The following is a 22,735-nucleotide window of genomic DNA, read 5'->3' on the forward strand; positions in this document are numbered from 1 at the left end:
TTTTATTATTTTCTCTGTCTGTGAGTTTCATACATCAGCAAACTAGCTGCAACTGATGCATTTAAAGATTCTAACTGGCCTTCCATTGGAATCTTTAAGTAGCTTGTTGCAAGGGCCGACATTTCGTCAGTCAGACCATTGCCTTCATTTCCAATCATGAAAGCTGTAGGGCCAGTGAAATCAAGCTCGTCGTAGAATTTCTCTCCCTTTAGGTGAGCAGCATAAACTGAAAGCCCATGCTTTTCTTCAAGCTCTTTGATAGTAGCGCCTAGGTCTGAAACTATCATGTGTGGCACTCTAAAAATGCTTCCCATAGTAGAGCGTACAACCTTGGGTGAATAGATGTCCACTGTGGTGTTGTTCATGATAATGCCGGTAGCACCTGCCCCCTCAGCAGTACGAACAATGGTGCCCATATTGCCAGGGTCCTGCAGTGACTCAAGAATAACCACATGAGCTGGCTTGCCTGAAGCAGTGCCTAGCACATCATCCATTGTGAAATCCTGCATCTTTACAAGAGCAAGAACTCCCTGTGGTGTGACAGTGTCGCACATGGTTTTGAATACATTTGTAGCTACCTCTTCCACGTGAACATTAGGAGCCTTTTCCCTCATTTGAGAAAGAAAAGACTTGCCCTCGGCTGTGGATTCAAAGCCCTCTATGATATATACACTATCCAAAAGATTGGCTGGGACTTCTGCAACTGCACGAATCCCTTCAATCACAAAAAGCCTTTGAGCTTTACGCTCTCTGGCTTTTTTGTTAAGTGCAATAATATTTTTGATTTGATTGTTATTAGTACTTGTAATCATTGTTCAAAGATTTGCAAAGTGAGTACTGGTACTCATCAACGTCCTTCTTCATAGCAAGTGCCTCGTCGATATCGAAATCAACGAACTCACCATGTCTATAACCAACTACACGGTTTGTCTTTCCTTCGCAAAGAAGGTCAACAGCCTTTGCACCCATAGTAGATGCATATACACGGTCCTTACATGTAGGTGAACCACCACGCTGCATGTGACCAAGGATTGTAGCACGTGTCTCGATACCTGTAGCAGCTTCGATACGCTTAGCCATAGATGTTGAGTGACCGATACCCTCTGCATTGATAATGATGTGGTGCTGCTTGCCCTTCTTACGTCCTTCGATAATGTGGTTTACAAGCTTCTGCTCATCATAATCATAACGCTCTGGAAGAAGTACATCCTCAGCACCGTTTGCAATACCGCACCAAAGAGCGATATAACCAGCGCCACGTCCCATAACCTCGATGATTGAGCAACGCTCATGAGATGTAGATGTATCACGAACCTTATCGATAGCTTCCATAGCTGTGTTTACAGCTGTATCGAAACCGATTGTGTACTCTGTACAAGCAATATCAAGATCGATTGTACCTGGAAGACCGATTGTGTTGATTCCGTACTTAGAAATCTTCTGAGCACCCTTGAATGAACCGTCACCACCGATAACAACGAGGCCATCGATACCTGCAGCGATTGCATTCTTAGCAGCCTTCTCCTGGTACTCAGGATTAAGCATCTCTAAACAACGTGCTGTCTGAAGAATAGTACCACCACGCTGAATAGTCTCTGAAACGCTATGTGCGTCCATATCTATAATCTCGCCTGAAAGTAATCCGGCGTAACCTCTTCTAATACCCTTTACCTTCTTGCCTCTAGCGATTGCCTGACGAACAACAGCACGAATAGCGGCATTCATGCCTGGAGCGTCACCACCTGAGGTAAGTACACCAATTGTGTTTACTTTATCTGCCATTTTGATAAATCCTCCTAAAATATCCCACTGAAAACAATTCCAATCTATTTTATCCTCTTTTTTCGCTTATTTCAATAAAAAATCACTCTTTTTCATTGAAATTAATACCTTCTAGAGGCAAATTGAACCTTTTTGTTTACAACCTTTACATTTGCTTCTCCAAATTTCTCGTAAAGGATTTCGAGATTCTCAGCTGTTGCGCCTATTCCCCAGTTGTCTGGCATACGTTTTACAGCCTTTTCCTCGGTTAAATAGATAACCATATTATCGTTGCCATCCATACTGCGAATTGTGTCAGAAAGAAGCTGTTCATTTGAATCGTACTCTGCCTTGTTGCTAAATTGAATCCAAATCTCTCGTTTGCAATCATCAAAGCTCTTTATATCCTGGCAAATGATTTTTGCATCTTTCTCTTCCTCTGCCTGAACACGGCCACTAATAAAGACTTTATTGTTTTCTGCAATAAGTGAACGGGCTGGCTCGAAGCTGTTAGGGAATACTATTACTTCCACCTGACCTGTAAGGTCTTCCAAAGTAATGAATGCCATAGCCTTGTTGTTTTTAGTGTACTTAATCGTTACATCTGTAATCATTCCACCTACAACAACTGTTTTATTATCTTCGACCTTTGCCATTCCTGTTTCATCATCAACAAGGAATTCACTGGCATGAGCTGTAACGTTTTTCTCCAAAAGTGCAATGTAATCATCAAGTGGATGACCACTTACATACACTCCCATAAGCTCTTTTTCAAAGGCTAATAACATTTCCTTATCGAATTCTTCAACAGGAGGCAATGATATCTTCAAATCTTCCTTTTGCTCTTCGCTGGCAAAATCAAAAAGAGACATCTGACCATCAATCTCATTTTTCTTTTTGCTATTCATGGAATCCAAAATGCTTGGAAAAATCATGCATTTTTGTCTACGGTTTCCATCAAGAGAATCTAGCGCACCAGATTTGATAAGGTTTTCGATGGTTCGTTTGTTGGCATCATATTTGCTAACACGATCTATAAAATTTTCCAAATCATGGTAAGGTCCATTCTTTTCACGCTCATATTTGATAGCGTCGATTGTAGGACGACCAACTGATTTAATTGCATATAAGCCATAGCGAATACTTTTGCCATCAACAGAGAAACGGCCATCTCCATAATTAACATCTGGAGGAAGAACCTCGATTCCTGAAGAACGGCATACACCAATGTATTCAGCAACCTTTCCGCTGGCATCAATGACCGATGTCATAAGGGCGGCCATGAATTCGATTGGATAATATTTCTTCAAATATGCTGTCTGCAAGGCAACAACAGCATAGGCGGCAGCATGGGATTTGTTGAAAGCGTACTTGGCGAAATCAACCATGTGATCGTAGATTCCATTAGCCACCTCGCTTGAAATGCCATTTGCTACACATCCAGGAATCTTAGTAATCTTTCCAGTGATATGGTTTTCGATTTGACCACCGTTAACGAAAATCTCACGGTTCTCCTCGATGACATACTGCTTCTTTTTACTCATGGCACGACGAATTTCATCGGCGCCACCAAGTGAGTATCCAGCCAATGACTGAACGATTTGCATAACCTGTTCCTGATATACGATACATCCGTAGGTAGGAGCAAGGATTGGCTCTAGTTCTGGGCATTCATAAACAATGCCATCCTGATTATTCTTACCTTTTATGTAGTTAGGAATGAAATCCATTGGACCCGGACGATATAGTGAAATACCGGCAATAATATCTTCGATTGAATGAGGCTTTAGCTCCTTCATGAAGTTTTTCATACCAGTGGATTCAAGCTGGAAAACGCCCTCGCATTTACCAGCAGAAATCATTTCCATCACACCCTGGTCATTATAATCTATATTATCTATATCAAGCTTGATGCCATGATTCTTTTCTACAAGCTTAACTGCATCATTAATAACTGTAAGTGTACGAAGGCCAAGGAAATCCATCTTTAAAAGTCCAAGCTCTTCAATGGTGGTCATAACAAACTGTGTAACGATTGTGCCGTCACCGCCTCTTGAAAGAGGAACATATTCATCCATTGGCTTTCCGGCAATAACAACGCCTGCCGCATGCATACCAGTGTTTCGTGGAAGTCCCTCAAGGGTACGAGCTACATCAATAAGATTTTTGATTTGATCATCAGCATCGTACATGGCCTTAAGGTCACGATTCATTTCAAGCGCTTTGTCCAAAGTGATACCTAAATCCATAGGAATCATTTTGGCAATGGAATCCACATAGCCATATGGTAAATCCATTACTCGGCCTACATCACGGATAACACCACGAGCCTTTAAGGTACCGAATGTAACAATCTGAGTTACGCAGTCTTTGCCGTACTTTTCAATAACGTAATCGATTACTTCTGAACGACGCTCGTAGCAGAAGTCAATATCTATATCAGGCATGGATACACGCTCTGGGTTAAGGAAACGCTCAAACACCAAGTTGTATTTGATTGGGTCGATATTGGTAATTCCTGTAGTGTAGCTGACAAGGGAACCTGCTGCGGAACCACGGCCAGGGCCAACGGGAATACCATGAGTTCTAGCATAGTTGATGAAATCCCATACGATAAGGAAGTAATCAACGTATCCCATATTTTTAATAACATTTAATTCGTATTCGAGACGAGATTTGAGACTTTCAGCCTTATCACCATAGCGACGGTCCAATCCCTCATAACAGAGCTTATTCAAATATGTCCATGAATCATAGCCTTCTGGAACCTCGAAATGAGGAAGCTTTGTCTCACCGAAAACGATTTCTACATGACATCTATCTGCGATTTCCTGAGTACGATAAACGGCTTCCTTAGCATAAGGGAAGAGCTCTAGCATTTCTTCTTCTGATTTAACATAGAACTCGTCTGTTTCAAAACGCATTCTATCTACATCCTGAAGCTTTTTACCTGTCTGGATACAAAGAAGAACGTCGTGACTGGCAGCATCTTCTTTGTTGGTGTAGTGGCAGTCGTTTGTAGCAACAAGTGGAATGCCTGTCTCCTTTGAAAGACGAAGAAGCCCCTGATTAACAGTCTTCTGCTCGTCAATACCATGATCCTGCATCTCAAGGAAGTAATTATCTGCTCCAAATGTATCGCGATATTTGATAGCAACCTTTTTGGCATCATCATATAATCCACGGGCAAGAAGCCTAGCCACCTCACCTGCAAGACAAGCAGATAGACAGATAATTCCCTCATGATATTTCTGGAGAATCTCAAAATCCACACGTGGCTTATAGTAGTATCCATCTACAAAACCTGCTGATACGATTTTTATAAGGTTTTGATATCCATCATTATTTTCTGCAAGCAAAATAAGATGATAGTATCTATCCTCTCCCTGTACTCGCTCTCTATCAAAGCGCGAACCAGGAGCAACATAGACCTCACATCCTAATACAGGATTGATTCCTGCCGCTTTACACTCTTTATAAAAATCGATAACACCATACATTACTCCATGATCTGTAATGGCCGCCGCAGTCATACCCATGTCTACGCATTTCTTAACATATGACTTTATCTTATTAGAACCATCCAGTAGTGAATACTCTGTATGTGTATGCAAATGAACAAAACTCATTTATACTAATTCCTCTAATTCCTTTACAATTTCGCCCATCTTTGCTAACGCAGCTTCGATTGGGGCCGGGGTGGTGAGATCAACTCCCGCTATTTTTAGAAGCTCAACAGGTGCATCAGTACAACCTGATGATAAGAACTTCTTGTAGCGAGCCACTGCTGGCTCACCTTCTGTAAGAATCATTTCTGCAATAGCTACTGCTGCACAGAAAGATGTTGCATACTGATATACATAGAAATTGTAATAAAAGTGAGGTATGCGAGCCCACTCATATGCTATCTCTGGATCAGAAATCATATCTGGTCCATAATAACGCTCATTTATGTCCTTATATATGGTCGACAGGTTTTCTGCGTTCAAGCTGTCTCCATTTTCTACCATTTCGTTTGTAATCTTTTCAAATTCAGCGAACTGTGTTTGACGATAAACAGTTCCCTTGAAGCTATCCAAATAGTGATTTAAAAGATATGCTCTTTCCTTTTTATCTGTACAGTTTTTAAGTAAATACTCTAAAAGTAAAATCTCGTTACAGGTTGAAGCAACCTCTGCAACAAAAATTTTGTAGTTTGAATAGATGTATGGCTGTGCACTATTTGAATAGTGGCTATGCATAGAATGTCCCATTTCATGAGCTGTTGTAAACATATCATCAAATGTATCATTGTAGTTTAAAAGCATGTATGGATGGCAGCCGTATGCAGTTGCTGAATATGCTCCACCCTGCTTCCCTTTATTTTCATACACATCAATCCAACGATTTGCAAAACCTTCTTTTAAAAGCTCCACATAATCATCTCCAAGAACTGCAAGGGCTTTACAGATAGTCTCCTGAGCTTCCTTATAAGTTACCTTTTTAGCAACATCAGCAATCATCGGTGTGTAGATATCATACATATGAAGCTCATCCACACCGAGGCACTTTTTTCTAAGTGAAACATATGCATGAAGCTTATCCAGATTTGCATTAACCGTCTTGACCAAGTTGTCATATACTTCAGGTGATACATTGTTTGCATCCACTGCGGCTTCAAGATTTGATGAGTATCCTCTCACTCTTGAATGGAACACTCTCTGCTTAACTTCTCCACTATAAGAAGATGCTAATGTATTTATATAATCCTTCATGGTGTCATAGTATGCCTTAAATGCATCTTCTCTGACACGTCTGTTAGCTGACATCAAAAATGGAACAAAACGTCCATGTGTAAGCTCTACTTCTTCCCCGTTCTCATCCTTGATGCTAGGAAATTTCATATCAACATTAGTGAATGCCTCGTACACTTCTGATGCAGTGTTAGACATTTCTGTTGTCATAGCAACAACCTTCTCCATTTCTGCCGAAAGAGTGTGTGCCTTTAATCTTTGGATTTCCTTTATCTGCTTCTTATATAAATCAAGCTTTGGCTCTTTATTATAGAACTCTTCTAGCTTTGCTTCATCACAGGCTAATATTTCTGGATCGATGAACGAAACATCGGAACTGATTTTGGCCATAATGCTGAAGACCTTCTGATTCATGCTTTGATGAAGAGTGTTTCCCTGGTCTTCATCAAAAAGTCGAGCTGCATAATTGTATGCAAACTCAAGCTTTTCAGAAATGAAGGCTGAAAGCTCAAGCACCTGCAAAAGAGTATCTGCGCTTTCACAAACTTTTCCCTCAAACTTAACAAGCTCCTCTGACTTGCTCAAAATCACTTTTATATCTTCTTCCCAGTCACTGTCGCTTGCATACATATCCTTAAGGTTCCAAGTATCTTCCACTTTGACCTGGTCTCTTGTAAGTAACTCTTTTGCCATCTCATTACCCTCCATCTAAATCCACTGAATCTTTCACTATTCTATCACAGATTATTCAAAGATACATTGTATTATAAAAATGTTCCCACCGGGAAATGGCGATAATATTTATCATAATTTATAGGAGGATTCCATGGATAGCCGTGAGGATTTAATCAAAGGACTAAGCCAGGCAATGAATGGCAACAAAGAAGACGAACTTGGTCGTCAATTTTTTGCAGATACAAACACATTGAAAACAGGTGCTGCTGGTGGAAACGTAGAAGTTAGTGTTCTTGTATCGAAAGCAGAATTTGGAAGAATTGCAAGCGGTGTTGCAAAATATCACGTAACAGACCGCCGCGGAATCGAAGACGGTAACGATATTACATTTAATGAAGTAGAAGCTGATGGCTTTACTCAGACTGGCCACAAGCTTACAAAACGTGTACTTGATGTAAAATCTTATCTACAAATCAATGGTCTGAAGGAAGGCTATTATATCGTAGCATTTTAATCATGTGCATTTGCTACTTGAAGCTACATGCTTCAGGTAACTTATTATAAAAGGGCTCTGGAGACCTCCCAGTTTAGTTGGAATCCAGAGCCCGATTTTTAGAGTTTGACACTCAAAATCAAATGCAACGTTTTTTAAGTAGAATGTTAAATCTCTTTTAGCATTTCATATACATCTGGTATGTCATAAATTAATGTTTCATAGACAATTTTCAAATCAACTTGCCCATAATCATGTACTATCCTGTTGCGCAAGCCAAAAATGTCGCTCCAAGGTATAACATTGTTCTCAGTTCTAAAATCATCCGAGAGTTTTCTTGCATTTTCAGAAATCTGAATCAATCTAAACATCATTGAATCTTGCAGGACTTCATTTTCTTCAAATTCTGGCTTTGTTACACCCATCATATTTCTATCAATAAACAGTAAATCAGATTTTATTTTTTCTATAAAATATCCGTCATGTTTCACATTATCCATATATCTTTATACCATCTTTTAATATTTCATTTAGTAGTTCTGGGTTATTTACAACTTGACCCATATCAAGTAAGTCAACTTTTTTTCTAAGTGAATTCGATATTTTTTCTACAAGTCCATAAAATTTTAGGCCCTTCACGGTAGAAGATATCAGCAAATCTACATCGCTGTTTTCCTTTGCTTTTCCCTTAGAATAAGAACCAAATAGATAGCAGTAATCTATATTATAATCTATAAATATATCTGAACATTTCTGTTTTATGTCTTCAATTTTGAGTATTCCATGTTCTTCATCAATTTGGTTGAGTTTACCAAGCATTTCTTCCATATATTTATATTTTATCGTACCAACTTTATCAGCATCATTTTCATATGATTTATACGAACGTAATGACACCTGTAAATAATCCGAAGCTTGTTCTTGGGTGTATCCAATTGTCTTTCTAATCTCTTTTAGTGTCATTGTATGAATCACCTCCACAATAGAATTATACAATGACTCTTGCACTTTTTCAATTATAAAAGGTGCAAATATTGCACTTATATAGTGTTGCCGTGCAATATTTGCACCTCTTTGAACTACAGAGTGCAATTATTTTTTTTCGTATGTGTCGCCGAAAATACTTCTTTCTATTATATATACATCTGATTTGTCTGTAGCTGAAACAGCCATATAATCTCCTGGCTTGCCAAGGTAATAATGCTCTGGGTCCCACTTTGTGAAGACCTTTGTTCGAACACTTACTTCCTTTGCATATATCTCGCTTGTGCCAACCGAAATACAACTGTGTGCCCATGGCAACAATTCTCTGCTTATGCCTTTATCTACATCCTTTATTGTAGGCGGGTAATTTCCAGGATAAACATATTCATCATCAGAAATTTCATATTTCTTTACAAAGGAATCCCATGACATAGGATAAATCTCACCCCTGATACCAATGGCAATAACTGTGTCTTCCTGAATTTCAAGCTCCACATCACCCTCTAATGTACGGATAACGCATCTAGTAGACGCTGGGAGGATATCTGTAGCCTTAACATATCCTACATGTAGACGTTTCTTTTTGTATTTAGTCATACCTTTGGTATTAGCAATATAATTATCTGTATAGATTATTTCGTTGTCCTTGAAGTATTCCTTCATGCGTTCTCTAAAGAACTGCTGAATAGCTGGCGCTGTGTACTCCATCTCCTGTAATTCCAAAAGAGAACGACGAATCTGTCCACCGGCCTTTACTAGATGGCCACCGCCATCGCCAACACCTGCACAGATAAATCTGGCAAGCTCATCTGCCTTTACTTCTTTTATACAGCTTCGTACGGAAATCTTTACACCACCTTCGTGGATAGAATATACAAGACAACAATGTACATCCTCTACTTCAAGAAGCATATCTGAAATAATACCTAGAACGTTTGGATCACATGGATCTGATTTTACAATTGAGTAATGATTATCGCTGTAATATTCCGAACCAAGCAGTGCAATTCCGGCAATTCGAAGCTCCGCCTGGGAAATGTTAGAATTTCTAAACTTGGTGATAATAGACGCACTATATTTTAACTCATCGCGCATATCCATATCTAAAGGATGATGAAGCTCTGAGAAATTGTTGCTATCTGTCATCAAGCCATAATAAAGGGCTGTTGCAAGCTTTACATCATCGTTGGCATCGTAGCCAGCTTCCCTAAGCATATCCCACACAACTGTGGCACAGCTAGCCTGATATGAACGAACCTCTGCTAATTCTGGAAGCTCATTTGCCACCTGATGATGGTCGATAATTGCAATATTCTTGGCTTCAAACTTTTGAATATTGCCCTCTCCATACTGACTATCCACTGTCACAAGTACATCTGGCAAGCCATCCTTATCAATTCCAAGGATTTCGTTTAGTTGCTCCTGATAGCGCACATGATGAATACGAATATCCAAATCCTCAATCATAAGTCGCAGATTGCTTTTAGATATTTCAAAATTACCACCATATACAAATCGGGCATGTTTGCCATTTGATTTTAAATATTTCATAACAGCAAAACCAGATGCAAGAGCGTCTGCATCAGGATTATTGTGGCATTGCACTATGATATTGTCGAATTGTAATAATTGTTCTAGTTTCATAAAAACTATTATATAGTTTTAACTATTAAAATAAAAGATAGAACTTATGTATAGAAGAGGCAGGACTTAATGTCCTGCCTCTTCTACTAAATGGGAATATAAATAGGTCAACGACCACTTTTTATTTATAGGTGTCACCATAGCTTTATAAGTTACGGATGGAGCCTTTGTTTGTTTATAAGCATCCAAAAATGCATCCAAACTGTCGCTTGTAAAGCCTTCAAAAATCATAAGCTCTGAAATCATATCATTAGAGTCCTTCATAGGCTTTGGCGTCTTGCCCTCACCAATAATGTACTCCACAGATTTATGGATATCATCCTTGGAAACGGTCACTAGTTCAGCACCAACTACGCTACAAGCTTTACTGACTGCGGCTATTTTATTAAACATTAAATTATATACAAATACTCTCATATCTGAGATTCTATCACTTTATTTAAAGAATGACATCTCCTCATTTAGCTTTTCAGCTATTTCCTTAAGATTTGATGCAGAATCCGCAAGTTGTCCAACAGTTGCCGAAAGTTCCTCTACAGATGCTCCTGTTGTTTCTGAAGAAGCTGCATTCTCCTCAGATATAGCAGAAAGTGAAGACATTGCATCAGATACAACCTCATTTGAAGTAACGCAAGTATTTGCACCTCCAGCTATGTCTCTTACTCCAAGAACAGTTCCATCAATGTCCTGAAGCATTCCATTAACTGATTCTAATGTCTCACCGATTGCTTCCTGCTGTTCCAAATTGCCTTCTTTTACAAGCTCTGCTGCTGCAACTGCCGCCTCTGCCTCTCTTAACAGCTCATCCATCTCTTTGCGAATTTCCTGAGCCATACTGTCTGAATCGTCTGCAAGCTTTCTGATTTCCTCAGCAACAACCGCAAATCCTTTTCCTGCTTCACCTGCTCTAGCTGCCTCAATTGAAGCATTAAGAGAAAGCAAATTTGTCTGTGATGCAATATCCGAAATACCATCAACTCTCTCATTAATGTTTGCAACTGCATCTTGGGTAGCTGAAATAGTACGAGCAATTTCTTCAATCTTTGAAGTCATATCACTGCTTGACTGCTGGAGATTCAACAAAGATGCACTTGAGGTTTCCGAAGCTTCCTTCATTTTACTTGCCAGACTTTCCATGTTTCCTGTAGAATTCTGCACACCTGTAACTGCATCAGTAATTCTTCCAACATTTTCTGCAGCTTCCTGAATTTCCTCTGCCTGCTGAACTGCTCCTGTTGCAATTTCCTGAACAGCATTTGATACACCCTCAGTTGTTGCAGAAATCTGGTTTGCCATATCAGCCAAGTCTTCTGATGAAATTGTAACTGTATTAGCAGACTCCTTTATGTTATTTACGATATCCTGTAGTCTCTTTATAACATCATTGAAGTTTCTAACAATTTCTCCAAATTCATCTTTACGTTTTGAATATCCACTAATTCTACTAAATCCACCATCAGCAAGCTCTGAGAGTGAGCTATTAACATCAAGTATTGGTTTTACAAAACTATTTGCAATTATAAGTGAAATAATTACACCAAGTATTACAAGGAATATGCCTATACCAACTGTGATTAAAGCAGATTGTCTTGCTTCTGCCATAACAACTGAATCCTGTTCTGCCACGGCAATTGTCCATCCAGATATAGGTTCCTTAACCCATGAAATATATGCAAGTTTTCCTGTAGCTGTGCTTTCATACATACCACTTGTTTCAGAGGATGTCATAAATTCTGATGTGCTGTGATCTTCCGGCTCATCCTCTGGTGTGATTTCATGTGCAGCATGTGCTGCTACAATACCTGTTCTATCTGTAATATAACCGTCACTTACATGCTCTGCCAAAAGCTCATGGAAGTTATTAAGATCAAAGCTTCGCTGTACTGTTCCAAGGAATGCGCCTGTTTGGTCGTCTAAAACTGGAACGATTACAACCATAATACGATTTCCATTCGCTTGGCTAATCAATATATCCGAAGTAGTAGGCTGTAAAGATGCTTTACAATCCTGGAAAAATTCTCTTTCACTTATATTCGAAAGCGCACCATCACCAGATCTTACAAGCTGCTGACCATTTGCATCTGCCAAAACGGTCTGATTACCATCTCCAATACTATTATCAAGCACCTGCATTTCAGCCTGCATTGCAGAATCTGGAATAGTAACCTCCTCTGCACCATATGTATTGAGATATGTAATTGTACTTGGAGCTGCTGCAAAAGATTGCAGACCAACTACATTCTTCTCAATTACATTAGCAAACTCTGACTCAAGCAGCTTTGCATTTGAATTCAGTATATCTAATGCATCATTTTTTGCCTTGTTGGTAGAGGTGTTATAGCTAACAATTATTGCTATAACCAAAGGAACTGCTACAAGCAACGCCATTATTGTAATGAGCTTTGTTCTAACGCTGTCCTTTACTGATACACTGCTAGTTACATTTTGTGTTGTCTTAACCTTCTTCTCTTTCTTTCCCATAGTCTCATCTCCTGTAAAAAAACCTTTAAGAAAAAAAAGTAGCAAATATGCGCCGGTCTTACGCCTCTTTGCTACTCACGCACACTGATTATACGTGTAAAATGTGGCTATTTTATGAAAACGTCCTTTATTTTTCATTTTTTATAATGTCATCCAATAACCGGCCAGACGCTTCCACTACCTTATTTATACCTTCTTTGTTAATTCCATCATAATGAATTCCTGCAGCTACCACTACCGGCTGCATATATTTCTCATGCAAAGTATTTGCCCATGATTCTGCAATAATTGTTTCTTTATGATTTGGAAATGTGGTTGAAGTCAGATTGCCATTCTCATCGATAATTGCTACTGCTCCAATGTGGGATTTATCCCCACCAGCCACAGTTACGTTTATGCCATTATCCGTATATACGATAATAGCTCTTATCTCTTTTCCAAGCACCTCGGCTTGTTTTTCAACTGTTTTAATCATAGACTTCACCTAATTATCGGGATTCCATCTCTTTAATCCTGCTTCTATGTCAAACCTATCAAGAATTCTTCCTACAATTTGCTGTTCTACATCAGCCAATGTCTTAGGATGAGAATAATAGCTTATTACAGGTGGCAAAATGAATACTCCTGGCATTCCTGCCAAGTACGCCATGTTATCCAAGTGTATCTTTGAAAGGGGAGATTCTCTTGTCACCAAAACAAGCTTACGTTGCTCTTTTAAGACTACATCTGCTGCACGAAGAAGAAGGTTGTCAGAATAGCCATGTGCTATACCCGCCACTGTTTTCATGGAACAAGGGCAAACCACCATGCCAATAGTTTTGTATGTACCACTGGCTATAGCGGCTCCTATGTTGTGGTTGTTATAGCAAACATCTGCATACGAACAAAACTCACTAAGTGAAATACCGCACTCTTCTTCAATAGTCAGTTCACCTCCGTGAGTTATAACCAAATGTGATTCCACATCTTCTACATTCTTCAATTCTTTTAAAAGCTTTAATGCTAGCGGTGCTCCTGAAGCACCGCTAACTCCTATAATTATTCTTTTCTTTATCATATTATGATACCAATGGGAGTACTACACTAACCCAAAAAGCACTTAAAGGCATAACAATAATCATAGACGGAATCATATCCGCCACTGGGAACATCTTTACCTTTATCATTCTGAATCCTGTTGCAAGCATAATAAAACCACCGCAAGCTTTGAAATCAGCAATCATAGTTTCATTTGTCATTGGGTAAATAAATCCTGCTAGTAAAAACAAAATGAAAAAGATAATAAACTGCGGAATAGCTACAACGCATACTACAGCACCAAGTGTGCAGGCAAAAATAAGACCAGTGAATAAATCAAGTATGGATTTGGCAATAAGAATACTATGGTCTCCTGTCATGCCTGACACAATAGAACCGTATATACCTGTACCTGAGGCACAGAATAAAACAATACATGTTACCAATGTTGCAATAAATTCATCCTGTGTGACATTGCTGTTCTCTACCTTGATAACCTTGCTAATAAGCTTTTGCATTCCCGCTGCAGCTACATTTATCTTGTCACCAAAGTGAATTGCAAGACCAATTGCTGTACCGATAATTACAGAAAAAATAACAGCCGGCATGTTTTTCATAAGGACGATTGTGCTGATTCCCATTCCCATAGAACAAGCTCCAAAAATCATGTTTAGCTTGTCCTTAAAATCCATTGAAAGCTTATTGCCAGCTACCGCGCCAACCGCACCTCCTATAACAACTGAAAGTGCATTTACAATTACACCTATTGGCATTTTTTATTTCCTCTCTTCTTTATAAAATTAAAACTCAAAATCTGGAAGCCACTTTTTAGGGTCAACTTCAAGGAATTTACATCTCTCAAATTTGTCCTTCATAGTATATGGCACTGTACAGTCAAAAATTGCCTTGCAGGCGATTCCATGTACTCTGATAGATGGGTCAAATGCAGGATCGTTACTTGGGTCCAGCACATGTGTGTGAACACCAGGAATTGGAATGAAATCCACATCACCTTGGAATCTAGTAGTCATTGCCCACATAACATCAGACATATCAAAGATATCTACATCCTCATCAACCAGGAACACATGCTTCATCTCTGAAAATGCCGAGAATGCCAACAATGCAGCCTGACGCTGACGTCCTTCATCGTTAATGTTGTTCTTTCTGAACTGGATGATAGAAACAAATTTTCCACCACCACATGGTGCCGCGTGGACATTAACAAGACGACCAGGCATTGCTCTCTCAACTAAATCGATAACGGAAGCCTCTGTAGGAATTCCTGCCATAGAAACATGCTCATGGCTAGGTCCAATACAACTTTCCATGATAGGATTCTTTCTTGTTGTAACAGCCTTTACCTTGATAACTGGAAGATAATTTGGTAAATCATCGCCCTTTGCTTCCCCTGTGTAACCTGGGAATTCCGGCATAGCTTTTCCTGTATTAGAATTAATATCTTCTCTCATTGTGAGACCAGGTGTAAGTTCGCCTTCGATTACATATTCTGCTCTTGCAATGCAGCGCTCATTGATGCTTACGCATTTTGCCAATTCAACTGGCTTTCCTCTAAGAGCACCTGCAATCTGAAGCTCATTGAATCCATAAGGTGTTGTTGGTGGTTCGAAACCTGCCGACATATAAATAGCTGGATCAAGACCGATTGAAACTGAAATAGGAAGTGGCTTGTTTGCCTTTAATGCCTTGTCCCACATAGCTCCAATGTGTCGGCTACCTGGTGTAATCCACATAGTCATTTCATCCTTCGACTGAATACAAAGACGATGGATTGTGACATCTGATACTGATGGGTCTTCTGGGTCTGTTGCCATGCAAAGTCCCATTGTTATGTATGGACCGGCATCCTCAGGTGTATTTGTAGGTGCAGGAACCAGTTTTCTCAAATCGAAATCTGCATCTGTCACTCTGTGTACAATTTCCTGGCAAGGAGCAGCACCTTCAATATCCACTGGTGGGATTGTATTTTTCACTGCATCTCTAAGCTTCCAACCAAGAGTTTTATAATCCGTATCAAGAAGCAATCCCACTCTTTTTCTACTTGAAAGAACTCCGATTGCTACTCTTGCATCAGGAAAACCTTTTACATTGTTGAATACCATTGCTGGACCATCTTCTTTTGTAGGGCGCATTACTGTTCCACCGCTTCCTACGTGTCTGTAGATGCCAGAAATTTCCGCATTTGGATCAGCTTCAACATCTGTTTCTACAAGCTGCCCTGGCTGAGTTTTTAAAAACTCCAAAGCACTTCTTAAGTCATTAATCTTGTTCATCTTTATTACTCCTAATATTTATTTTGCTAATGAATCTATCCAAGCGAATAGTTCAGGCAAATCATAATCACCGCTATGAGGCAGTCCCCATGGAAGGAAGAAATCTACTTCATAGCCTTTATTTTTAAGTAGCAGTGAAAGGATGGTTGGGATAGCAAGAGATGTATCTCTATCAAAAGCCCCGTGTCTAATTCTCCAATGTTTTGCTGTGTCTGCTTCACCGATATAGCGTGTAGGGTTTAACATCTTTACCACTTTGTCATCCGCCATTTCAGCTGCAGACTCAGAATGCATCATAGAATATTTTGTAAAGTGTCTTGCAAACACGTTGTCATCACCGAACTCTTCATTTTCTGGGCTCTTTAAATCCAAAAGATCGAAGGATGGTGCTGGCTTCATTCTAGTTATAGCCTTTACATATTTATCTGTATCTATAGCTGTTACTTTGCCACCTTCTATTGTTAGCGCATCCTGCTTTTCCACATCAGAACCCATCACTCTTAATGCTGGATGACGTGTTAGAGACTCATGTGTTTCCAATTCTTTTTCTGCCGACTTAATAACCTGTCCGAAGACATACTCCTTAAAAGTTCCCTCTCCATTTGAATCTAAAACTAAAGGATTTCCATTTTCATCCTTCAGCTCTAGGCTATTCAGATAAACAGGGAATAGACTCTTTAAATCATCACTTACTTTCATCTGCTCCTCTGTAAGATTGATTTCGATTGGATGCATTTCTACTTTTCCATCTACTTCTTCAAACTTCATCATATGAGCAACTTTTTCTTTATTGAAAAGCCATTCATATGCCATATCAGCATGCTCTAGATTATGAATTGGGCAGTAACAGTTTGCTGCAAAAATATCGTCTCTTTCATCTGCTGCACCAATCGCTTTTAGATAAGATTCATAATCCTTGCTGTTGCCTGATGCACCTGTTATTGCAGATAAAGCGCCTCCAGCTGATGTTCCGCTTGTTATAATCTTTTCCACATCGCCAGGAACTACATCCTTGTTGTGGCGCAAATATCTGATTGCCGCTTTCATATCTACAACTAAAGCAGGGGCACGACCTACTAGTTTCCCATTTTCCTTTTTGTCATTGCCTGCATTTGCTCCAACGAAAAATTCCTTTGAAGCCATGCCTGTATTTCTGCCTCTGATTCCCGCACAGGCAACCACATATCCATGGTCCAAAGCTTCAAATGTAGCATTAATAATCCCAAGGAAATTCTTTCCTGGTTCATCAGCAGGACCTTCCATATATCCGCCAACAGTATTTGGCATAAAAATCGGAACTGTTTTTAGTGTGTACCCATTAACAGTTTCCTTCTCATAAAAATCCTGAGGTACGTAAATATTCATTTTCTGTATCTCATTCACCGGATTCTCACAATAATCAATCCCCATATACGCCCTGTAGGTAATTGTTCTACCATCCAGTGTGCAAGTTTTCATTTCATAGCTGTTTTCATCAAATCTTAGTTTATCTGTCATGTAATTTTCCCTCCGTTAATAGTATAAAACGGGCTAGGAATCGCAAAAATTCCAATTCCTAGCCCCATTGATTCTAATATGGAATTAAACTGCCTCTTTACCAATAGTTTTTCTTATTTCTGGTAAATACTTTTCTACATCCATAAGCAACACACCGATCAACAATACCACACTTACAATTGCACCAAGCCATCCATAGTCAAAACGAATTGCTGAAACAACTGCATCAGACTGTGTCACAGAAGCTGGATCATAGTTTACTGCTGCAAGTATCCATGCTGTGCAAGCTGAACCGAATCCAATACCAATCTTTGATCCTATAGACTGGCTAGATGCCATAAGCCCTTCAGAACGGACACCATATTTCCATTCACCATAATCTGCCGCATCTGCTGTAAAAGCATAAAGCCCTGCAAACATTGGACCAATACCGATAGCTCTAACAACAACACCAACATTAAGTAATGTAAGATTTGTGCCTGCAACCCCTGCCAAACCAAATCCTATAATCATAAGAATTGCACCGCATGCCATAAATGCACGCTTTGAAAATTTATTAGCAAACCATGGCATGAAGAAAAGTATGATAATGCCAGGGGCCTGACCAATTGCCATAAGTGCTGCCATATACATAGGATTTTCAAGTACAACATTGCAGTAATAAATCTGAGCACCTATTGCATTTGCATTTACAAAAAGTGTGAGTGCACCAAGCACAAGAGCAATCCAGAAGTACTTATTCTTAACAACTGCTGGAAGCTGTTCTTTCATAGGTACCGTGTCATGCTTTGCTACCATATCCTCCATACCAACTGTTTCGTTGCAAACAAGACCTGGTATAAGAATCAAAGCACCTGCAATGACTCCCAAAATAACACTTGTTACTGTCCAGCCAAAGTTGAGCTGAAGTACTGTAATCATAGTTCCAATCACAAGACCTGATAAGTTATTTAAAATTGATGATACTGTTGATGTTGTATTTCTGTCTTTGTAATCACGAGTCATACGTGCAAGCAAAGCTGTGTGAGCAACTCCAAATATCGTATATACGATACAGTTTAAAAAGATATATGTAAGATATGCATATACCAGCTTTCCTGCTGCAGCCCATCCCTGTGGTACTGATAGAATAAGAATGATTCCAATGACCATAAGTGGTGCACAAACAATTAACCATGGTCTTGCTTTACCAAGCTTTGTGTTTGTTTTATCTACGATTCCACCCATGGCTAAATCAGTAACACCATCAAGTAATCTGGCAATGATAAACATTGTACCGATAGCAGCTGCCGCAATCCCTGCTGTATCTGTATAGTAGCTAAGCAAAAATGATGCAAGCAAAGTGCTCATTACATTTCCACCTGCAGCACCACATCCATATGCAATTTTCTTCCAAATAGGAATTTTAATTGATTCGTTCATTATGTCTCCTTCTCTTTTTAACCCACTAAATTACGAAGCTTCTTTTAGGCCTTTCTTTGTCTTAATTATAAAAAGGAAAATATTTATGAACAATTCGAGTTTCGGCTTGATTAAGTCGCATTTGGACTTAATATTGTGATAAAATATGGTTTAATTAGGAGGACATAACATGAATACTGAGTATATACATGAGTTTGTTGTTCTGGCAGAAACCAAGAATTTTTGGGAAGCTTCAGATAGATTGTTTATGAATCAATCCACTCTTTCAAAACATATAAAAGCATTGGAAAGCGAGTTAGGTATTCCTCTTTTCAATCGCACAACTAGGCGAGTAGAGTTGACTAATTATGGCAGAACTTTTTTGCCTTACGCCAAAACAATATCTGATTCAGAGTACGAAGGCCTTACGGCCATCAATAGATTGCAAAACATTGAAAATGGTCTATTGACTCTTGGCACCATTCCTTCCATGCCACAATATCAGGTTACTATGCTATTGGCTCAGTTTCAAAGTAAATACCCTGACACTTCTGTTCGTGTTACCGAAGATGACCCTATCAATCTTCAGAAGTATCTTGAAAACAAATCATGTGAAATAATATTTACAAGAGAAACAAAGTCCGACTTTGAGAATAACTTTTTAAACAACACCCAGATTATAAGAATCCCTTATATTAAGGATAGACTTGTTGCTTTGTTGCCAAAGAAGCATCCATTGGCAAAAGAAGAAACTCTCACTTTGCAGCAATTAAAAGATGAAAATTTCTGTCTTATAAAAGAGGGTTCTCTTATGTATGAAATAGGCCTTGATGCATGTAGACGTGCTGGTTTTATACCAAATATTATTTTTACTAGCCATCGAATCGATTCAATTTTAGATATGGTTTCAAATCAAAATTGTGTAGGACTTCTAATGGATAAGCATTTGGATAAGCCTTCAAATGCACCAGATTCAATGCTAGATGATGCTCCATGGACATATGTACCTATCGTCCCTGAGGTAAATTCCCAAATGTCAATTTGCTACGACAACACAATTCCACTTTCAAAAACCGCCCAACTTTTTGTAGACTTCTGCACCTCGAGACTTTTCAACGAAAAGCAGTAGAATCAAGGATTTCTTTATAATTCTGTGATAATACTGTGATAATTTATTTGCTGCCCCGTTCTCATGTTATGATGATTTTAGAATCAATCGTAACTCATTATTCGCGAGGTTATATATGGCTGTAAAGTTTAAGTATTGTAGAATTCAAGGAAAAGAATTAGCTGCCAACACCAAAACCGGAAAAGGCATTTTTAGCATATTCAATCAGATGCTAACTGATGGTGTGATGGACGAAGAAGATGTTGGATTGTTTAAAGAAATAGATGCGTGGTTTGCAGAAGAACTTCCTTGGCCTCCACAATGTAAACGCCAAGAGAAAGTCATCTGTTATTTTAAGATGGAAAATTCTGAAATGATGATGAAGATGATTAACCCTCTTTTATGGCTTCTTGAACGATATAAGCATCCATACTATGTGGTATATACAAATTTTCCAGGTGAAATTGTTTATGAAGATGAATACCAAATCGTTGTAAAGGTAGACGAAAATGTAGTAATCGAGGATGTCCAGGCAAGCTGGTCTCCTGAAGATTAATAAAAAGGCGGCCAAACGGCCGCCTTCATTGTTTCATTCTATTGACAGATTTCGTTTATCCAATCTATAAATGTACCTGTTGAAGTACCTTCTTCACTGCCATGTCCCATGTTCCATACCATATGATAATCTACATCGTAGCCTAACATAGAAGCTGCAAGTCCAATATTATATCCTACAGAAAATGATGTATGCTGATCAGCAGTACCATATCTTATTCTCCAATACTGTGCTGGATCAACTGCTGTAAGACCGTTGTTACCAAGCATAATTTCTGTAGCATTAAGAAGATTTGTCTGTGTTTCAACAAGCTCTGCTGATTCACCTTCAAGAGCTTCTTCAATATAATCATCTACTTGATCTGCATCAAATCCCTCAAGTTCAGAAAGCTCATCATAATTATCTGAAAGAATCTGTGCTACTGATGCAGAGAAGTGAACTACTCCATCCTCTGATGTACCAAAGGCATCACCCTCAGCAGATTTATCCATTGTGTCAAATCCAGGAACTGCTTTGTTTCTCTGATTTACAAGACCAGTTCCAATCATGAACTCATCCATATCAGTTACTGTGTATGTTCCATCATCATTGAGTACTAACCAGCTTGAATAATCGCCATACTCTTCCTCTGGATCGATTTCTCCTGCCTCTACCATAGCATTTAAAGCATCTGAAATGTTCTGAAGAATTGCATCATAATATGTGCCTTCTCTTAGTCCAGTAAGTGTAAGTGCATTTCCATCTTCATCTGTAAGACCTAAGCCATTTAAGTAATCAATGAAAGCTTCTGCTTCTAACTCCTGCAATCTGATTTCGAACTCAGAGAATCCATCTCCATACTGTCCTCCATCATCTACAAGATTTACCCACCACCATGCATAAGCAAGGTCAGCATTTTCAATATCTGCTATTGGGCAATATTCCTGTGCTGCATAGATATTATCAGGATAAACACTTGAGTATGTTCCATCCTCATTTTTTGTTACTCCAAGTACTCCTGTTTCATACATGTACTCATAGTATTCAGACATATTTCCTGATGCACCAAGAATAGAACTCATCTGTCCACCACCTGATGTACCAACTGAAATAATCTTATCTGTGTCGCCTGGGATTACATCTGTATTTGCTCTTAACTGTATAACACCAGCCTTTAAATCAACTGCTTGGGTTGGTGCCTTACCTGTAATATTTCCATCCTCATCATAAGCATCTCTACTTCTACCTCCGATTGTGACATAAATCATACCCTCTTCGATGTAGTCTGTATTAGCTGATTTCGGCTGACTAGATTTCCATCCACCAAATTCGTTTGAATATACTATAGGTGCTGTTGAAGCTGTATAATTTCCAACAACTGCATCCTCGTCAATTCCTATTACATTTCCATCTTCATCTACTTCAAAGTATTCAACCGGAACATAAATATTCATACGCTGCAAATCATCATTTGTAATATTGGCTGAGGTGTACACGCCCTCATATACAGTGCCTTGGTCGCCAAACATTCCGCCTCCCATGCCACCTTGACCTTTTCCACCTTCAGGCCTTTTTCCTTCTTCCATGCCCTCTGGTGCTTCGCCCTCAGCAAGATCAGGCATTTCTCCGCCAGCTATTTCTTCATTATTTGCGCCAACGTTTACTGCAGTCTCTTCTGTCTCAATTGGGTCTCCATTTTCATCTACTGCAGCAAGCACATAATAGTCACCGTCTTCGCTTAATACCCACTTGTAAACACCTGCTTCAATACCTGCTGAATAATCCAGATAAATACTTGTATCTATCGTTGCATTATCAATACTTGAAACATACTCGGAAGCATCTGCATAGGTTGTAGTGTCTGATGAAATTACATCCGCCTCGGCTTCTGAAGCAGTAGTTGTCTCTGCACTTTCAGTACTAGCGGCCTGTCCACATGCCACTAATGAAACACTCATCACACCTGCAATTGCCATTTTTAGATACTTGCTTTTCATTGAAATTTCTATACCTTCCTTTCGTAAAGATACATCATTCAACCCTAGTGTATATTATAATTTGCTAGCTGTTCCATACCAATTCCAAATAACATTCTGATTAAGTCATAATAGG

19 protein-coding genes are annotated in these 22,735 nt (G+C 39.1%); 3 read left to right on the plus strand and 16 right to left on the minus strand.

The genetic code is table 11. The annotated features are described in order from the left end of the window. Positions 1-5: 5 nt before the first annotated feature. From E7274_RS10850 to pepF, 4 genes are all read right to left on the minus strand, one after another. Complete coding sequence (locus E7274_RS10850; RefSeq protein WP_304175881.1) at positions 6-812, minus strand: TrmH family RNA methyltransferase; 807 nt, start codon at positions 810-812, stop codon at positions 6-8. Further along, complete coding sequence (pfkA, locus tag E7274_RS10855; protein WP_304175883.1) at positions 796-1,782, minus strand: 6-phosphofructokinase; 987 nt, start codon at positions 1,780-1,782, stop codon at positions 796-798. Before pfkA ends, E7274_RS10850 begins: the two co-directional genes overlap by 17 nt. Positions 1,783-1,883: 101 nt before the next feature. Then, positions 1,884-5,390: a DNA polymerase III subunit alpha gene (locus E7274_RS10860; RefSeq protein ID WP_304175885.1), complete on the minus strand. Its 3,507-nt coding sequence runs from the start codon at positions 5,388-5,390 to the stop codon at positions 1,884-1,886. Beyond that, complete coding sequence (gene pepF / locus E7274_RS10865) at positions 5,391-7,187, minus strand: oligoendopeptidase F (protein ID WP_304175886.1); 1,797 nt, start codon at positions 7,185-7,187, stop codon at positions 5,391-5,393. It lies immediately after the preceding gene. Between the two features lie 133 nt (positions 7,188-7,320). Between pepF and E7274_RS10870 the strand changes: the two genes are divergently transcribed. After that, positions 7,321-7,683 carry a hypothetical protein gene (locus E7274_RS10870; protein WP_304175888.1) on the plus strand — a complete coding sequence of 121 codons (363 nt, stop codon included), beginning with the start codon at positions 7,321-7,323 and terminating at the stop codon, positions 7,681-7,683. Between the two features lie 146 nt (positions 7,684-7,829). Here E7274_RS10870 and E7274_RS10875 read toward each other — a convergent pair whose 3' ends face one another. The 11 genes from E7274_RS10875 to E7274_RS10925 form a co-directional block, all read right to left on the minus strand. Then, complete coding sequence (locus tag E7274_RS10875; RefSeq protein ID WP_304175890.1) at positions 7,830-8,162, minus strand: HepT-like ribonuclease domain-containing protein; 333 nt, start codon at positions 8,160-8,162, stop codon at positions 7,830-7,832. Continuing rightward, on the minus strand, positions 8,155-8,625 hold the full coding sequence (locus E7274_RS10880) for a nucleotidyltransferase domain-containing protein (RefSeq protein WP_304175892.1): 471 nt from the start codon (positions 8,623-8,625) through the stop codon (positions 8,155-8,157). Before E7274_RS10880 ends, E7274_RS10875 begins: the two co-directional genes overlap by 8 nt. 129 nt (positions 8,626-8,754) lie before the next feature. Then, positions 8,755-10,290, minus strand: coding sequence for a DHH family phosphoesterase (locus E7274_RS10885; RefSeq protein WP_304175894.1), 1,536 nt, complete (start codon positions 10,288-10,290; stop codon positions 8,755-8,757). A gap of 66 nt (positions 10,291-10,356) precedes the next feature. After that, entirely contained in the window at positions 10,357-10,683 is a 327-nt protein-coding gene (locus E7274_RS10890) for a DUF3783 domain-containing protein (RefSeq protein ID WP_304175896.1), read from the minus strand. 42 nt (positions 10,684-10,725) lie between these two features. Then, positions 10,726-12,771, minus strand: coding sequence for a methyl-accepting chemotaxis protein (locus tag E7274_RS10895; RefSeq protein ID WP_304175898.1), 2,046 nt, complete (start codon positions 12,769-12,771; stop codon positions 10,726-10,728). Between the two features lie 127 nt (positions 12,772-12,898). Next, positions 12,899-13,246 carry a prenylated flavin chaperone LpdD gene (locus tag E7274_RS10900; protein ID WP_304175900.1) on the minus strand — a complete coding sequence of 116 codons (348 nt, stop codon included), beginning with the start codon at positions 13,244-13,246 and terminating at the stop codon, positions 12,899-12,901. Between the two features lie 9 nt (positions 13,247-13,255). Then, entirely contained in the window at positions 13,256-13,828 is a 573-nt protein-coding gene (locus E7274_RS10905; RefSeq protein ID WP_304175902.1) for a UbiX family flavin prenyltransferase, read from the minus strand. A gap of 1 nt (position 13,829) precedes the next feature. Next, positions 13,830-14,561 carry a DUF554 domain-containing protein gene (locus E7274_RS10910; RefSeq protein ID WP_304175904.1) on the minus strand — a complete coding sequence of 244 codons (732 nt, stop codon included), beginning with the start codon at positions 14,559-14,561 and terminating at the stop codon, positions 13,830-13,832. Positions 14,562-14,588: 27 nt separating this feature from the next. Continuing rightward, a complete protein-coding gene (locus E7274_RS10915) occupies positions 14,589-16,082 on the minus strand; it encodes a UbiD family decarboxylase (RefSeq protein WP_304175906.1) in 1,494 nt (497 codons plus the stop codon). An 18-nt stretch (positions 16,083-16,100) separates the two neighbouring features. Continuing rightward, entirely contained in the window at positions 16,101-17,579 is a 1,479-nt protein-coding gene (locus E7274_RS10920) for a subtype B tannase (protein WP_304175908.1), read from the minus strand. Positions 17,580-17,663: 84 nt separating this feature from the next. Then, positions 17,664-19,001 carry an MFS transporter gene (locus tag E7274_RS10925; RefSeq protein WP_304175910.1) on the minus strand — a complete coding sequence of 446 codons (1,338 nt, stop codon included), beginning with the start codon at positions 18,999-19,001 and terminating at the stop codon, positions 17,664-17,666. Between the two features lie 169 nt (positions 19,002-19,170). On the opposite strand from E7274_RS10925, the gene E7274_RS10930 reads away from it, so the two are divergent. Together E7274_RS10930 and E7274_RS10935 are read left to right on the plus strand one after the other, a co-directional pair. Beyond that, the gene (locus tag E7274_RS10930; protein WP_304175912.1) at positions 19,171-20,109 is read left to right on the plus strand and encodes a LysR family transcriptional regulator; all 939 of its coding nucleotides are present in this window, start codon (positions 19,171-19,173) and stop codon (positions 20,107-20,109) included. A gap of 115 nt (positions 20,110-20,224) precedes the next feature. After that, entirely contained in the window at positions 20,225-20,644 is a 420-nt protein-coding gene (locus E7274_RS10935) for a hypothetical protein (RefSeq protein ID WP_304175914.1), read from the plus strand. A 38-nt stretch (positions 20,645-20,682) separates the two neighbouring features. Here the strand turns inward: E7274_RS10935 and E7274_RS10940 are convergent, their stop codons facing one another. After that, positions 20,683-22,620, minus strand: a complete 1,938-nt coding sequence (locus E7274_RS10940; RefSeq protein WP_304175916.1) for a hypothetical protein — start codon at positions 22,618-22,620, stop codon at positions 20,683-20,685. Positions 22,621-22,735 lie beyond the last annotated feature (115 nt).

This window comes from Pseudobutyrivibrio ruminis (genome assembly GCF_015057245.1).
Lineage (GTDB): Bacteria > Bacillota > Clostridia > Lachnospirales > Lachnospiraceae > Pseudobutyrivibrio > Pseudobutyrivibrio ruminis_E.